We start from the raw sequence: 15,601 nt of genomic DNA, 5'->3' as shown, positions 1-15,601 counted from the left end.
GGCGAAACGCTATGGCCTAGAAGCGGCTACGCAACGAGAAATCCAGGGTGGGAGTACGGCTGTTGAGGTCGTCGGGCTTTTTCAACGGCAGGCCCAGGGCAATGTCGTAGCTCAGGGCGCTGAAGCTGCCGCGCAGGCCGACGGCGCTACCGATCAGGGTGCGCTCCCCTGACCGCAGGCTGGCGCTGGGCACTACCTGGCCGGCATCCAGGGCCGTGTAGAACTGGCTGCCCCAGCCTGCCGCCACGGCCAGCTCGTTGCGCCAGGTCCAGCCACCCGGGCTGGCCAGGGTGCTGTTGCCATCGAAGCCGCGCACCGTGTAGCGGCCACCGATCTGCAGGTACTCGGTGGGCGGCACCGGCACCGGCGCGTACTGCACGAACAAACCGCTCTGGTAGCCCAGCACACTGGCGCCCACGCCAAGGGCGCCGGCCACTGCGGCCTTGCCGGTGAAGATCCGGTAACGACCGTTCCAGTACTGCTCCTCGTAGACCGCCCCCGGCGCTGCGCTCATCCCGGGCAGGCTGCCGCGCAGGCCGAGTTCGAAATCCAGGGTGCTGGCGTTCCATTTTTCCCGGTGGGCCATGCTCAGTTCATAGCCGGTGATGTCCCGGTAAAGCTGGCCCAACTCGGTGTTGCCGACCCAGGCCCGGTCCTGGCGACGCACCAACCGCCCCTGCAAGGTGCCCCGGCTGTGGGCCGAGCGGTAAGTCACCAGGCTGAGGCCGGCATCCAGACGTCGGGTCCTGGAGATGAACCCCAGGCGCTGGTCGGCGTCTTTGAACAGTTGCTGGCGGCTGCCCCACTCACTGGCGCCCAAGGACAGCGCGGTGTAGCCCAGAGGCAGGTTCCAGGCCAGGCTCCTCGACCAGGAACCCAGGCTGTGGTCGGCGAATGCGCTGTCCGAACTGGCGGTCAGTAGCAATTGGTCATACAGGGCCAGGGGCGAATCGATCGCCAGGATGGCCCCCAACTGATTGCGCCCGGTGGCGTCGATGCCGGCGTTGTCCAGGGTCAGCATGCCCATCACCCGGCGTACCTCCTCGGGTTGCCGGATGACGATATCGGTGCTGCCCAGGGCCGTCCCCGGAATCAGGTCAAAGGCACTCAGGGCCTGCCCCGGCAGGCGCCGCAGGTTTTCCAGGGCCTGGTCCAGGTCGCGCACATTCAACAGTTGGCCCTGGCCGGCGGGAAACAACGGCCGGGCCCAACCGATACCCTGGGGTTGCTGTTCAATAGTGCCGATCCGCCCGGCGATCACTTGGATCAGCAGGCGTCCGCCGGCCAGGTCCTGGGCCGGAATGGCGACTTGAGTCGTAAGGTAGCCACGCAGTATCAGTTGCTCCGCCAGCCAATGGCGCAGCAAGCCCAGGCCGTTGCCGCCGACGCACTGGCCAATGATCGGCGAGGTAGCGGTCATCCAGGCAAAGGCCTCGGCGCCCTGCCACTGCACCGAGCGGATCAGCACACAGGGCGACTCGGCCGGCAGGCGCAGCGAGCTGCCGGCCACCGGGGCCTGTTCGGCAAGCATGTCCACCGGTTTCAAGGCCTGGGCCTGCAAGGCTTCCAGTTGCTGGTCCTGATGCCGCGAGCCATTGCCAAGCGAGCCCAGGGCCGGCGCGCCCAGGCCCTGTTCCAGAGGGGCAAGCAGCACCAGGGCGATCAGGCCGCGCAAGGGCCAGGGGCCTTTCCATCTCGACAACTGAGGTCTCTCCGCAGGATGACAATGCAGCCCCGTCCGATGAGGGTTGGAGGCATGTCAGGGCAATTGCGGCGAAGTCTAAGAGTGGATGTTGCGGCCCCGGAATAAGAGTGGGAGACAGCGACTCAAGGAATAATCGTCAAGACTGTGCAGATAAATCGAGCATCCGGTGCACAGTCTCAACCCCGTGTGCCTGCTCCTGTCACTGGCCCCGTGGTCGCCAGCCGACCTGTTCCAGGGCAGCCAGCAAGCGTTCGGGAGTGAGCGCACGGGCCTGGCTGCCACAGCCCGACAGATCGCGAGCGGCCAGCATGGCGTTGAGAATGGCCTCTTCCACCGCATCGGCGGCCGCCACGAACAGCGCTGAAATGTAATCGTTGTTGACCATCTGCAAGGCGCTGGTCGGGGCACCGGGGTGGCCGTGATTGGCCACCGGCAGGTTGCGATTGCCCACCGAGAACGCCAGGAAGATGTCTCCGCTGGAATCCTCGGTGCCTCCCCCGACCCGCGCCAGGCCGATGCTGGCCCTCTGCGCCAGGCGCGTGCACTGGTGTGGCAGCAGGGGCGCGTCGGTGGCGATGGTGATCACGATCGAACCCATGCCGGCCTCACCGACCGGAGTCGGGCCCTTGAACGGTGACGCCACGTCCCCCAGTACCGTGCCCACCGGGTAGCCGGCCACCCGCAACGCTTCGCGCACTCCATAGTTGGCCTGTACCAGGACGCCCACGGTCCAGCCACCCTGCTCCTGGCTCAGGACCCGCGAAGAAGTGCCGATACCGCCCTTGAATTCGTGGCAGATCATGCCGGTGCCTCCTCCGACGTTGCCCTCCGCCACCGGCCCGGAACTGGCCTGGCTCAGGGCCGCGTGGAGGTGTTCGGCCGTCACGTGCTGGCCCCAGATATCGCTGAGCACGCCGTCGTAGGTTTCCAGCACCACCGGCATGCACCAGTAAGTATGTTGCCTGGCCATTTCTCGCTCGGCCGCCACCAGGGCGTCACGCACCACGCCAACGCTATGGGTGTTGGTGTAGGCAATGGGTGTGGCCAGCAAGCCGGCCTCGCGGATCCACTCCAGGCCCGTGGCATCGCCGTTGCCATTGAGCACATGGACCCCGGCGAAGCACGGCTCCAGGTGGGCCGAACCGGCCCGCGGCTCGATCACCGTGACGCCGGTATGGATCGACGCATCGGCGGTTTCCAGGTTGAGGGTGTGATGGCCGACACGCACCCCCGGCACATCGGTAATAGCGTTGTAGATGCCGGGGGTACCGGTGCCGAGGGTGATGCCAAGGTCGCGTATACGCATGGTTGCGGTCTCCACTGTCGAACAATCAAGGGGTCGAAGTGTAAGAATCCGCACAACCGCTGACGATTACCCCGTTGCATTACCCCCGGCGGGTTAGCCGCTCAGAGCTGGCTGATCAGCCGCTCGACCCGTTCGATGAATCGCTGCAACTGGCCCTCCTCCAGCCTGGCACCATGGCCGCCCACCGAGGCTTCAAGGCTGGCGCAAACCAGGATCAGGCTCTTGGCCTTGCCCACTGCCAGGGCACCGCGAATGCGGTGCAACTGGTCCATCAGCTGCACCTTGTCGCCCCCTGCCAGCGCGGCCTTGAGCGCCTCCAGGTCCTGGCCGATGGTGAGCTGGAACAGCTCCAGCATGCGCTCGGGCACGCGCAACGGATCGTCCTGGGGTAGGCCCGTTGCCTGGACCGCGTCGGCAACCACGGGCTGCAACGGGATCTCGATGGCCGCCTTGAGACACAAGTAAAGCCCCTGGATATCAATCGGCTTGGTCAGCCAGTTGTTCATCCCGACGCGGATGCAGTGCTCCCCCTCCTCGCGCAAGGCGTTGGCAGTGACACCGATGATCGGCGTGTCCAGATTGCGTTCGCGCACGCTCTGGGCGAAGGCATAGCCGTCCATGAGCGGCATGTTGACGTCGGTGAGGATCAGGTCGTAGGCCTGCTGGTCAAGCAGGTGCAAGCCTTCGATGCCATTGCTGGCCACATCCACCAGGCAGCCGATGGTTTCCAGCTGTTCCTTCATCAGCAACTGGTTCACCGGGCTGTCCTCGGCCAGCAGCACGCTCAGGCCCAGCGGTTGTCTGCTCGCTCCACCGGGCGTGGTGTCGGGCTCGCACACCTCCCCCGTCAGCGCCATGTTCAAGGCCTGGAGGATGGCCGGCAGGCTGTGCTGATTGACCAGGATGTCCTTGCCTATGACCTGAGGCTGAAGATTGAAATCGTGCTGGGCAAAGACCTTGGTTCCGGCCCAATCCAGGCCGGCCAGGGCTTCAGGCATCACCTCCAGCATGACATCGGGCATGTCGCCCAGAGCCTCGGGCTGGGTCGACACCCGCGCCCCGTGCTGCTGCAACCAGGCGCCGAGGCTGGCGCTCAGATCGGCGAACGGGGTACGCAGGTGTATGCGCTTGCCCTGCAGGCGCAGGTCCACCGGGGCGGCCCCCTCGGACTCCGCCAGTTCAAGGTCGAGGGCAAAGCTGAATGTGCTGCCCTGGCCCTCTTCGCTGCTGAAACTCAGGTGCCCCCCCAGCATCTGGCTGAGGCTGGCGCAGATCGGCAGGCCCAGTCCGGTACCGCGTATGTTCGGCTGCCGGTTGTCCCGCTGGTAGAAACGTTCGAACAGGCGCGCCTGCACCTCCTGGGGTATGCCCGGCCCGCTATCGGCCACCTGCCATTGCAAGCGAGCCCGGCCCGTTGCGCACTGCACCTGGTTCAGGCGCACCGCCACCCGCCCGTGAGCGGTGAACTTGATGGCGTTGCTGATCAGGTTACCGACGATCTGCCGGATGCGCAGGCTGTCCCCCAGGACCTCCACCGGCAACGGCTGGTCGATGCAGGCGTACAGCGCCAGGCCCTTGCTCGCGGCCATGGCCGAAAAGCCCCGCAGGGTTTCTTCCAGCAGCTCCCGTGGGTTGAACCTGACCGATTCAGGCACCATTTGCCCGGCCTCGATCTTGGACACATCCAGCACATCGCTGATCAGTTGCAGCAGCACCGTCGATGAACTGTCGATGGTGCGCAGGTAGGCGCGCTGACGCTCGCTCAGGTCAGTCATCGCCAACAGCTCCAGGGTCCCCAGGGCACCATACAAGGGTGTTCGGATCTCATGGCTGACGGTGGCGACGAAGTTGCTCTTCTGCTCGTTGGCGGCATCCGCCGCGTCCCGGGCCATGATCAGCGAGGCCGCGGCTTCGCGGTGCGACGTGATGTCGGTAAAGGTGCACAGCAGCACATCCTCACCCTGGTAGTCGGTGGGCGCAAAACGCACGTACAAGGAACGCGGGCCGACTTCCAGGCAGCCTTCTCCCGAAATCGGCCGGCCCTGGTCGAACATTTCCCAGTGCTGCATCAGCAAACGCAGGTCCGTGGCTTCTCCCAGCCAGGCCCCATACAAACTGTTATGCGTTACCGGCTGCAGCGTCGGCCCCCTGACCACACACAACGCCAGCGGTACGGTCTGCAGGATGGAGTGGTTGAAATCATGGGTAACCAGCAATTGCCGAAAATCGCTGCCGGCCGGTTCCACCACCCGCCGCCGATACCACTCGATCACTCCCCAGCCACCGAAGACGCACGTCAGCAGCAGCCCCAACAGGCTCAGTAGCGGCCAGAATCCGTCCTCCAGCAGGCTCTTGTAGCTGATCCGGTACAGCGCCTGCCAGGTGCCCTGGGTACCGGCGCTGCGCTTGATCAGCAACCCCGATGCGCTCAGGTGCAAGCCGTTCTGATAGTCCCGGATATCACTGTCGGCAGCGCCCACCAGCAAGCGCCCGTCGGGGGCCAGCAGGTCGATGGACTCGAAGTCCGGCCGCTCATAGAACTGCCTGTCGATCCGCTCGCCGAAATCGTTGAGCTCACTCAGCTCCAGCAGGGTGGCTGCCACCACCTCACGTGGCGCACGCCCCGCCACCCGGTACTCGTCCGCCGTCTGATCGAGGACATAGGCCAGCAGGGCCTGGCGCCCGTTCATCATGAACGGCTCGGCGGGGCTCCAGCGCACGATCAGATCGCTGTTTTTCGGTGGGTCGCGGCGGATCGCCGCCTTGACCCGGCTCAGCACCGGCAACAGGTCGGGCTGCGTAGCGCCAACCTGCTGCGGCTGGGTTTCGATCCAGGGAATGGCGATGTCGAAGTGACGGTCCAGGTCGAACAGGAACATCTGTGGCGCGGTAAAGGACGAACCGATCCAGAAGTCGCTGTAGACATTGGCAAGGCCCCGGGCCAGCCCCAGTTGCCGGTTGATGACCCTGGGGCCCAGGCGGTCGGTGTGTTCGGGCAGGACCACGGACACCTTGGTCAGGTACTGCGACGCCAGGCCCTCGTAGATGCGCACATCACCCTTGGGCATTTCCGTGAAGATATGGCCCCGGTAGTCGGTCTCGGGCCGGTAGGTGCTGGAACCGCTGCTCTTGATGGCACGCAGCAAAAAGGTCTCATGGTCGTTGGCCCGGGCCACCAGGCGCAGGAAGTGGTAATTGACCTTGACCAGTTCACCTCGCATCACCTTGTAGGTCGCCCAGTAACCGGCACTCACGAAAAACACCAGTAGCAGGAAGGAAATCACCAGGCCGAGGTTCAATCGCAGCGACACACGCTCCAGGCGCTTGACCCTGGATTGTCTATAGACCATGGGAGGGTGAACCGGCGAAACCTGCTGTTTGTTGCATCTCATGCTCCCCAAAGGTCCTTCATCAACATCACCCCGCACCCGCGAGGGTCACGCACACTACCTGAACTTGTTGCCATTGTAGGAGCGGTCCTACATTTGTCATCGAAAACGCCGACTGACAGTCTGATCGAGCTACGCCAATGTGGGTAGACCGTATTGGATCGTCGAGCGCCATGAAAAACTCCTTCCTCAACCGCACCGCCTTGCTTGACCGCGCGCCTGTGCCCGCGGCGCGGCGAGCGCAACACGGGACGCCCAGATCCGACGCCGGATCTTTCAGCCCTGTACCACTGGCCGCCCCCAGTGCCGATGAAGTGCTCCAGGGCCTCAGGCGCCACGAGTTCGTCGCCTATTACCAGCCCAAGCTGTCACTGCTCGATGGCAGGCTGGCCGGGGCCGAAGTCCTGGCGCGCTGGGACCACCCCGAGGCGGGGATACTGGCACCGGAGCATTTTCTGCCCGTGATGTGCCAGGCCGGCCTGGTGCACATGCTGTTTGCCCAGCTCTTCGAGCAGGGGCTGCAATTGCAGCAGATCCTCGCCGAACTGAGTGTGACCATGGAGCTGGCGTTCAACCTGGAGCCCCAGCAATTGAGCAACCCAGGGTTCAGCAAGGGTGTCAGCGATCTGTTGCGCGAGTACCGCTGCCCGGCCGAAGGCATCATGTTCGAACTGACCGAGACCGGCTCCATCCACTTGCCCGCCGTCAGCCTGAAGAACCTGCTGCAACTTCGGGTGCTGGGCTGCGGCTTGTCGATGGACGACTATGGTAGCGGCTTCTCTTCGCTGCAGCGGCTGTGCGACCTGCCGTTCAACCAGATCAAGCTGGACGCCTCGTTCGTGCGCAAGCTGGACTCCCATCCCACCTGCCGCAGTGTGGTGGAAAGCACTGTGCGGCTGGCCGCCACCCTGGGCCTGTCACTGGTGGTCGAGGGAGTGGAGACACCAAGGCAGATGAAGCAGCTCAAGGCCCTGGGTTGCCCCGTCGTCCAAGGTTTCGCCATCGGCCGGCCGATGCCGGAGCAGCACCTGATCAACTACTGCCTGCACAACGCCCGCTCGCGACGTTCCATAGCCTCTGCCTGAGTTGCTTGCCCATGCCTTGCGATCCATGGAGCCCGCGCCCCTTCATCTCGCCCCCCTAACCGACCGCTTTATCCCTGGTAGTCGTCCTATGTTCATGACCAAGTCACTGATCACGTCCTGCGTGTTTTGCCTGACCCTGCTGCTCGCCACCCGCAGCCACGCAGCGCCCGTGCCGGACCACCTGCACCTCACCAGCCAACTGGCCAGCGAGCCGCAGAAACTCCAGCTGGACGCCGAGGACTGGGCCTGGTTGCGGGAGAAGCGACGGCTGGTGTTGGGGATCGCCGGGCCTTCCTCCCTGCCCATGGATATCATCTACAGCAACGGTGACTACGAAGGGGTCAGCGCCGATGTGGTGGCCCTGCTGAAACAGCAGTTGAACATCGAGATCCAGGTACTGGGTTTCGATGACGCCCAAGACGCTCTGAGAGCCCTGCGGGCCGGCAAGGTCGACCTGCTCAGCCGCGCCAGCGACTACCAGCGCCAGACTCCAGCCACCGCCCTGAGCTTGCCCTATGCGCAGAACGCGCCTTCGCTCTATCGACGCCAGGGCGATGAGCGAAACCTGCCCGAGGACCTGCGGGGGATGACCATCGCCGTGGTCCAGGACTACCTGCCCGCGGAGCTGTTTCGCAGCCACTTCCCCGAGGCGCAGATTCTCAGCTACAGCAGCGCCGCCCAGGCCATGGCCGCGGTGGCCTTCCAGGGCGTTGACGGTTACATCGGCGACTCCCTGAGCGCCCACTATCTGATCAACCACAGCTTCTTCAACTACCTGAAATTCAGCCGTTTCATCGACCTGGAATCCGGGGGCTACGGCTTTCTCCTGCGCGCCGACGACCAGCGCCTGATGCACATCCTCAACCGCACCCTGACCTCGCTGGGCGCCTTGCGCATGAGCTTTATCGTCAAGCGCTGGACCGGTGGAGGCATCGTCATGCCCGAAGACCGGGTGGTCCTCGACGATCAGGAGCGGCGCTGGTTGGCTCGGCACCCGGTAGCCCGGCTGATGATCAACGACGACATGGCCCCCTCCGCATTCTTCGATGCCGACGGGCGCTTCAACGGGGTGATCTCCGACCTGTTCGAGATCATCACCCAGCGCACCGGCCTGCGCTTCGAGGTGCAGCGCACCTCCAGCTTCCAGGGCATCCAGAAAGCCTTGCGCAACGGCGAAACCGACCTCGCGGTGCTGACACCGAGCATCGAGCGTGAGGAAGCCTTCCGTTTCACTCACCCCTTTGCCACCAGCTCCTTTGTCCTGGTCACTGCCCAGGGCCGGCAGGACATCGCCAGCCTCGCTGCGCTGTCCGGGAAACGCCTGGCCATCGCCCGGGGACATGTACTGAGCGCCAGCCTGGGCGTCGATTACCCGCAGATTCATCTGCTACGCCCTTCCAACAACCTGGAGGCAATGAGCATGGTGGCCAGCGGGCAGGCAGACGCCGCCGTCATGGCGCTGTCCATGGCGCGCTACTACACCGCGCGCCTGTACGAAAAGAAACTGCGCATCGCCGCCATCCTCGACGGCGATGCCGCCACCGCCAGCTTCGCCATGCGCCGCGGTGACACCCAGCTGCAGTCGATCCTCGACAAGGCGATCCTGAGCATCCCGCCCGATGAATTGAACGCCATCACCATTCGCTGGCGGGCCAATGCCGCGATGAGTGGCCAGAGCTGGCGCGACTACGGGCGGGTAATACTGGAAATTCTCGGCTGCGCTCTACTGGTGATGACGGTGTTCATGATCCGCATCTTCCAGCTGCGCCGGCAGATCCGCCGGCGCCTGCTGGCAGAGAAAGCCCTGAGCGACCAGTTGCAGTTCCAGCGCACCCTGGACGACTCCATGCCCATTCCCATCTACGTGCGCGACCGCAAGGGCCGCCTGCTGTCCTGCAGCCGCAGCTATATGCAGGTGATGAACCTGCGTCAGGACCAGGTACTGGGCAAGACCGCCCTGGAGATGCCCATCGAGCACTTCGAGGTGGCCCTGGCCCTGCACAACAGCTACCTGCAAGCCATGGACAGCGGCATCACCATCGAACGCCAGTATCAGATCGTCATTGCCGGCAACAGCCTGTGCATCGAGCACTGGATCCAGCCATTTCGTGACTCCTCGGGCACTATCAAGGGAGTGATCTGTGGCTGGCAGGACATTTCCGAACACCAGCGCCTGGTCCACGACCTGCAACAGGCCAAGGGCCAGGCCGATGAAGCGAACCAGGCGAAAACCCAGTTCCTGGCCACCATCAGCCATGAAATACGCACCCCCATGAGCGCGGTGATCGGCACACTGGAGCTGGTCCTGAAACGGGCCGATCAAGGGGTGCTCGACCGCTACCACATCGATGTCGCCCACAGCGCGGCGAAGAACCTGCTAGAACTGCTGGGCAATACCCTGGACATCGTGCGTATCGAATCCGGGCGCCTGAGCTTCTTTCCCCGGCGTACCCGTCTCAAGGAACTGCTGGAGCCCGTGGCCCGGGTCTTCGAAGGCCTGGCGCAACAGAAGAGCCTGGAACTGCTGTTGGAAATGGACGCGGGCAGCAATCTCGATGTGCTGATCGACCCCATGCGTTTCAAGCAGGTGCTGACGAACCTGGTGAGCAATGCGATCAAGTTCACCGATCAGGGCCGGGTGAGCATCCGCCTTGAAAGCGCACTCGACGGCGAGCAGATGCTCGACATCAAGTTGCAAGTACAGGACACCGGCCGAGGCATCTCGGTGGAGGACCGCCAGTTGCTCTTCCGGCCTTTTGCCCAAGTGGCCCAACCCTCCCTCGGTGGCCAGGGCGGCAGCGGCCTGGGCCTGGTGGTATCGCGCTCGCTGTGCGAAATGATGGGCGGCGCCCTGGAGATGCTCAGCACCCCAGGCAAGGGAACCACAGTGACGGTCACCCTGCGCCTGAAAGTGCTGGAGCCGGTGCCCGAGGCCCCCGCGCCGACAATCAACAAGCTGCGGTTCGCAGCACAGCGGGCGACCCGGGTTCTGGTGGCTGACGACAACACCCCCAACCGGCAGATGCTGCGGGCCCAGTTGGAGTTCCTCGGCTGCCAGGCGGTGGAAGCCGAAAACGGCGTGCAGGCCTTGCAGCTATGGCAGCAGAAGGCGTTCGACCTGCTGATCACCGACTATCACATGCCACAGATGAATGGCGTTGAACTGGCCCTGGCCATTCGCCGCGAGGAGCATGAGCAGCAACGCCCGCGCACCCTGATTATCGGGCTGACCGCCGATGCCCAGCAGGAGGAAATAGAGCGCTGCATCAATGCCGGCATGCGCGACTGCCTGATCAAGCCGGTGAGCCTCGCGACCCTGGAGGAGCGCTTGTCGACCTTGCTGCCCCAGGACCAGGCCCAGACACTGGCCTACCAGGAATCCCCGCCGCCCGCCGACATCCTCCAGGCCCATGGCGATGCCAGCCAATCCCTCAACAAACTGAGCAGCAACCCGACACTTCAGGAACAGTTCCGCCTTGAACTGCTCAAGAGCAATCGCCGGGACCTCGAGGAGCTGCGGTGGTTGTGCGAAGAGATGAATGTCAACGCCCTGGTGCGCCTGTCGCATCGTATCCGTGGCAGTGCAGCCATCATGCGCAATGCCCGGCTGACGCAACTGTGCAAGGACCTGGAGCAGGCTTGCACGGAACACAATCCGGACACCTTGCCCGGCAGAACCGCGGAGCTGGAAGCCGAGCTGCTGCGGATCGAAAAGGCTTTCGCCCTGCCGCACTGAAGCCCAGGCAAAAAAAGGCCGGCGCAGGTTCTCCTGCGCCGGCCCTGCCGGGGGTCACACCAGGCCGTTGCGCTTGGCCAGTTCCACCATGGCGATCAGGTTTTCCACGCTGAGTTTCCTCTGCAGGCGCACCTTGTACGTACTGACCGTCTTGTGGCTGATCATCAACTGCTGGGCTATATCCTGGTTACCCATGCCACGGGCCAGCAGCTTGAGCACGGTAATCTCGCGATCGGACAGCTGTGCCAGCTTGAGGCTTTCCTGAGACGCAGCCTGGGAGTTGTCCCGCAGCATGTGAATCGTGTTCGCCGGAAAATAGCTGTATCCGGCCAGTACCGCCTTCACCGCCCCGGCCAGTTCATCGAGGCTGTCGTCCTTGCACACGAAACCTGCGGCTCCCGCCTGCAGCGAGCGCATGGCAAAGTTGCGGGCGTCGCCCGAGGTGAGGATCAGCACCTTGGTGGAGATACCGATGGAGGTCAGGTGCGCAATCACCGAAAGACCGTCCATCTTGGGGATGCTCAGGTCAAGCACGATCAGGTCAGGCAGCAACTTGCGGATGATTTCCAGGGCATCCACGCCGTTGTCGATTTCCGCCATGATGGTATGCCCTTCACTTTCGAGCATGACACGCACGGCCATGCGCATCAGTGGATGATCGTCGACTATGACTATGTTGCCCATGATTTGGTTGTTCCTGATTTCTTGACTCGGTGGATGATGCCGTAGGCGACTTGAGAATAATAGTGAATGCATAGCTTGAAAAAGATTATGCAAAACAGGCTAGTCACTAGTGACGGTAACTGAAACTGCCGCATTGCCTGCTCCTGGGATTACCTTGTCTTCGGTGCGGATATAACGAACGTCAAGCACTTTACTGATGTCTGTGGTGCCGGCCGGCGTATAGCCAATAACATTACTGGACGAGACGCCTAGATTAAGGAGCTTCCCGGCATTCATCAGTTGCAAGGTGACTCCCGAAGGTTGGGTGGCGTGAGTAGTAAATGTCAGGTTCGACGAGTTATTCCAGGGGGTGGCCATATCAATCATATTGACGCTGATTCTATTGCTGCTCATGCTGCTCTCGCAGCCTATATCCAGGCGGACTGTTCCCGCGTCCACCGTTGAGCCTCGAACTGGCAGTGCCGACAAACTGATTTTTTTCAGTTTCACTGGAGCATTATTATAAAGCTGGCAAGTTCTCGCCATGACCAGAAATGAAAAGTCCAGCGCCTTGGTTCCCCAATAACCGAAATTAACCGAAGGATCACCATTGTTGTAACTGAGCAGCCCGGCAAACAGATCTTGCCCGGTGATGCTGTACAAGCCCGGAAACAGCTTCTGCGACGGGGAATAATACCGCACATAAATGATCATCCCGAAGCCGGCAGTTCCTGTGCTGCTAACAGATACGGGCGTGCGGTTCAGGTCGCCCAAAGGGCGAGCTATATTATCCGGACCAGCAGCCTTGGCGATGAACATCACATCAGCGGAACTAGTCTTGTAAAGCTTGTAGTTGGCGCCCTCGAAATAGAGGGTCTTCCCCGAGTCGCCCGCGGTTGCATAGATGTTGTTAAAGTACTTCCCATATGCCACCAGACCGCTACAGGACACCAAGACCGTTGCTGATGCCCAATAACTGGAGAGCATTCCTGTCGCTCCTTGCGAGACTTCCGGTATCGCCGGTTGGAGCGTCTGGCCGAGCACCTGAGAACATCCGGCAATGGCGTACGGGACACCCCCCAGAACCATGCACAGCCATATTCTTGCAAAAAAAACACAAACCAGCTTCATCCACTTACCTCGAAGCCATCATTGGCTACTTGAACTAATTACTTCAGTGCTCGCCATCAAGGCCTTCGGAGTACTGCAGGAAAACTCAAACTTTTCGTAAATCATCTCTTTGTTCGCCGCGGGCAACTCATAATTCACCTTGCAGTGCTTTGTACCCCAGCGAACATCCAGCTCACCTTTATCCCCGATACCAAACAGCAACAGCCTGGACAAGTTGTCGACGACACCCAGCAAGTTTCCCTGGGAGTCATAGGCCTGAGCGCCAAATGGGATTTGCTGGCCATCTACTGTGCGCAGGTCGAACTGCAGGCGGCGCCCGGACGTGGACTCGAAGCGACTCTTGACTACCGCACCCCGGGTGGGCACCACCATGCGCGAACTTTCTTGTATTTCTACATCACTGCCCAGGGTGTCGCTGTCGAGGCTGATCCAGTTGTAGCGATAGGGTTGTACATAGGGAACGATGGCATAACCCTTGTCATCGGTACGTGTGACAGCGCTGCTATCGACCCCTACCCCCTTGACCCCGGACACCTCGACCAGGGCAAAGGTTTCCCCCACCGAGGGGCCCAAGGTGATGCCATTTGCGTGGGCCACCAGCGAACCCGCAGCGCCGAGGCTCATGTGCTTGCTGGCGGAGCCTTGGCCGTAATTGCCGCTGACCTTCGCTGCGGGCCCATCCCAGCTCAGGTCGAGGTTGGCGGAACGTCCACCCTGCCGGCTCTGGCTGCCCTGGACCGAGTAGTTCCAGGCATTTCGCTGATCCAAATTGCCCGAGACTCCAGTCTGGACCGACGAATCCCCCTGGGACGACGACGTCACACTGCTATAGGCCCGCTGGTGCCGGCCCGAGCCACCGAATGGCACGCTCAGCGATGCGCTGAGCTGGTTATCGGCGCCCTGCTCCATGCCCTGGCCTTCTGTACGCGACAGGGCCAGGTTGTAGCTGACGTCCAGATAGTTACCGTTGTAGCCGAACTGCCAGCGCCGGGTACTGCCCTGACGATTCCAGTAGCTGGTTTCCCCCATACTGGCGAACAGCGAACCCGATTGCCCCAGGGGTTGGTTGACGTTCAGGTCAAAGCGGCTTTTCTGCCGTCCGTAATGGCTCCCACCGACGTCGCCGGACTCCTCCACATGCTGGCTGAAGGTCCGGTAGTTCTCGGTGGAGTAGCGATAGCCAATCATGGTGAAGCTGGTATCGGTGGTGCCCAGGGTCTTGGAGTACAGAGCGCGGGCACTCTGCCCCCGGCTCACCTGGCCCCGCAGGCTCTCGGAACTGGATTGGGTCACGTCGAACGACACCCCGCCCCAGGGCGAGTTGATGCCCAGCCCCAGGTTCAGGGCCTTGTACCCCGTGGCCGCCAGCAGGCCGCCGTAACCGGTGAAGTTGTCGCTCATGCCATATACCAGGGTGCCTTGGCCGAATCCTGGCGCAGCCTGGTCATGGTTCTTGTATTGGCCAGCGGCAACACTGTAGCGAGCACTGCCGTTGCGGATCATGACCGGCAGATAGGAATAGGCCTGTGAATACTGCCGTTCGCGACCGTCAGCCTCGATGATCTTCACCACCAGGTCACCGTTGGAGCCACTGGGATAGATGTCCTGGATCTCGAAGGCGCCCGGCGAGACGCTGGTGGAGTAGATGACGTAGTTGTTCTGGATCACCTCCACCGTGGCGTTGGTCTCGGCAATGCCACGCACCACCGGTGCGTAACCGATTTCCTCATCCGACAACATGCTCAGCTCGGAACTGAGCTGCACCCCGCGAAAACGCACGCTGTCGAAGACCTCGCCCTGGGTGTACAACTCTCCCGCTGCAAACCGGCCGTTCAGAGAGGCAACATCCCGCTCGATGTAGCTGCGGTTGCTGCTGAAGGTGTCGCGCACACCGGTGTAACCCGACACTGAAGACTCGTTGCGTAACCGCCAGGCACCCAGGTTGAAACCGTTGCGCAACCCCAGGAAGCGGTAGTCGTTGTGGTAGCCCTGGCTGATATTGCGGTTGAAGTTCAACTGATAGTCGGTGAAGAGCGCGGTAACACCATCGTCCCACAGGGAGCGATCCACCGAATGACCGGCACCGCGCTGGATGTAGGCCTGGGGCACGCTGATCTTCAGGGCCAGAGCGCTGACATCAAACTCGACGCTGGCACCACTGACCAGCCTGGCAACGTCGATGATCGATTCATCGCTGCTGTCGGTAGCGATGAGCCGCTCTTGAGCAAGCCGCGAAGTATTGATGCCCATTGCTTTTAGAGTGCCCAGACTGATCTGCGGGCGTACTTCAGGCGAGTTGCCTGTTGCAATGAAGGTGACACTCTGCCGAACTACCATCGCTTGATTGAGATAGATATCGAGATTGTAGTTTCCGGGGGAAATACCACTACCCGATTCGAAGTACTTCAACTCTACCGGGGCTCCACCCTTGTTCAGGAAAACCTCATTGAACTCTACTGACAACGCGGCCACAGGCGTGGCCATGCTCATGAAAAATAAAAAGGAACAACCTGTATTCTTCAGATTGAGCTTTTTCCTGAAAACGTGCACAGGCGCAATCCCTTATACCAGTGATTGAACATCAGC

General features: G+C 62.1%; 8 protein-coding genes. 2 read left to right on the top strand and 6 right to left on the bottom strand.

All coding sequences use genetic code 11. The annotated features are described in order from the left end of the window. Positions 1 to 16 precede the first annotated feature (16 nt). The 3 genes from F6S12_RS05420 to F6S12_RS05410 form a co-directional block, all read right to left on the bottom strand. A complete protein-coding gene (locus F6S12_RS05420) occupies positions 17 to 1,702 on the bottom strand; it encodes a ShlB/FhaC/HecB family hemolysin secretion/activation protein (RefSeq protein WP_125063106.1) in 1,686 nt (561 codons plus the stop codon). 202 nt (positions 1,703 to 1,904) lie between these two features. After that, on the bottom strand, positions 1,905 to 3,011 hold the full coding sequence (locus F6S12_RS05415; RefSeq protein WP_065364031.1) for a P1 family peptidase: 1,107 nt from the start codon (positions 3,009 to 3,011) through the stop codon (positions 1,905 to 1,907). A 101-nt stretch (positions 3,012 to 3,112) separates the two neighbouring features. Next, positions 3,113 to 6,403, bottom strand: coding sequence for an ATP-binding protein (locus tag F6S12_RS05410; RefSeq protein WP_123430791.1), 3,291 nt, complete (start codon positions 6,401 to 6,403; stop codon positions 3,113 to 3,115). 170 nt (positions 6,404 to 6,573) lie between these two features. On the opposite strand from F6S12_RS05410, the gene F6S12_RS05405 reads away from it, so the two are divergent. Together F6S12_RS05405 and F6S12_RS05400 are read left to right on the top strand one after the other, a co-directional pair. Beyond that, a complete protein-coding gene (locus tag F6S12_RS05405; protein ID WP_185057786.1) occupies positions 6,574 to 7,485 on the top strand; it encodes an EAL domain-containing protein in 912 nt (303 codons plus the stop codon). A 94-nt stretch (positions 7,486 to 7,579) separates the two neighbouring features. After that, entirely contained in the window at positions 7,580 to 11,221 is a 3,642-nt protein-coding gene (locus tag F6S12_RS05400) for a transporter substrate-binding domain-containing protein (protein WP_185057787.1), read from the top strand. A gap of 54 nt (positions 11,222 to 11,275) precedes the next feature. On the opposite strand, the gene F6S12_RS05395 is transcribed toward F6S12_RS05400, so the two are convergent. The 3 genes from F6S12_RS05395 to F6S12_RS05385 all read right to left on the bottom strand — a co-directional run bounded on the left by F6S12_RS05395 (position 11,276) and on the right by F6S12_RS05385 (position 15,565). Next, on the bottom strand, positions 11,276 to 11,905 hold the full coding sequence (locus F6S12_RS05395) for a response regulator transcription factor (protein WP_065364027.1): 630 nt from the start codon (positions 11,903 to 11,905) through the stop codon (positions 11,276 to 11,278). Positions 11,906 to 12,004: 99 nt separating this feature from the next. Next, positions 12,005 to 12,871: a fimbrial protein gene (locus F6S12_RS05390; RefSeq protein WP_077934102.1), complete on the bottom strand. Its 867-nt coding sequence runs from the start codon at positions 12,869 to 12,871 to the stop codon at positions 12,005 to 12,007. Positions 12,872 to 13,033: 162 nt separating this feature from the next. Beyond that, complete coding sequence (locus F6S12_RS05385; RefSeq protein ID WP_123430794.1) at positions 13,034 to 15,565, bottom strand: fimbria/pilus outer membrane usher protein; 2,532 nt, start codon at positions 15,563 to 15,565, stop codon at positions 13,034 to 13,036. Positions 15,566 to 15,601 lie beyond the last annotated feature (36 nt).

It is taken from the genome of Pseudomonas sp. JV245A (assembly GCF_032424515.1).
Lineage (GTDB): Bacteria > Pseudomonadota > Gammaproteobacteria > Pseudomonadales > Pseudomonadaceae > Aquipseudomonas > Aquipseudomonas protegens.
The sequence above is the reverse complement of the archived record's forward strand: the minus strand, read 5'-3'. Positions and strand labels throughout refer to the sequence as shown.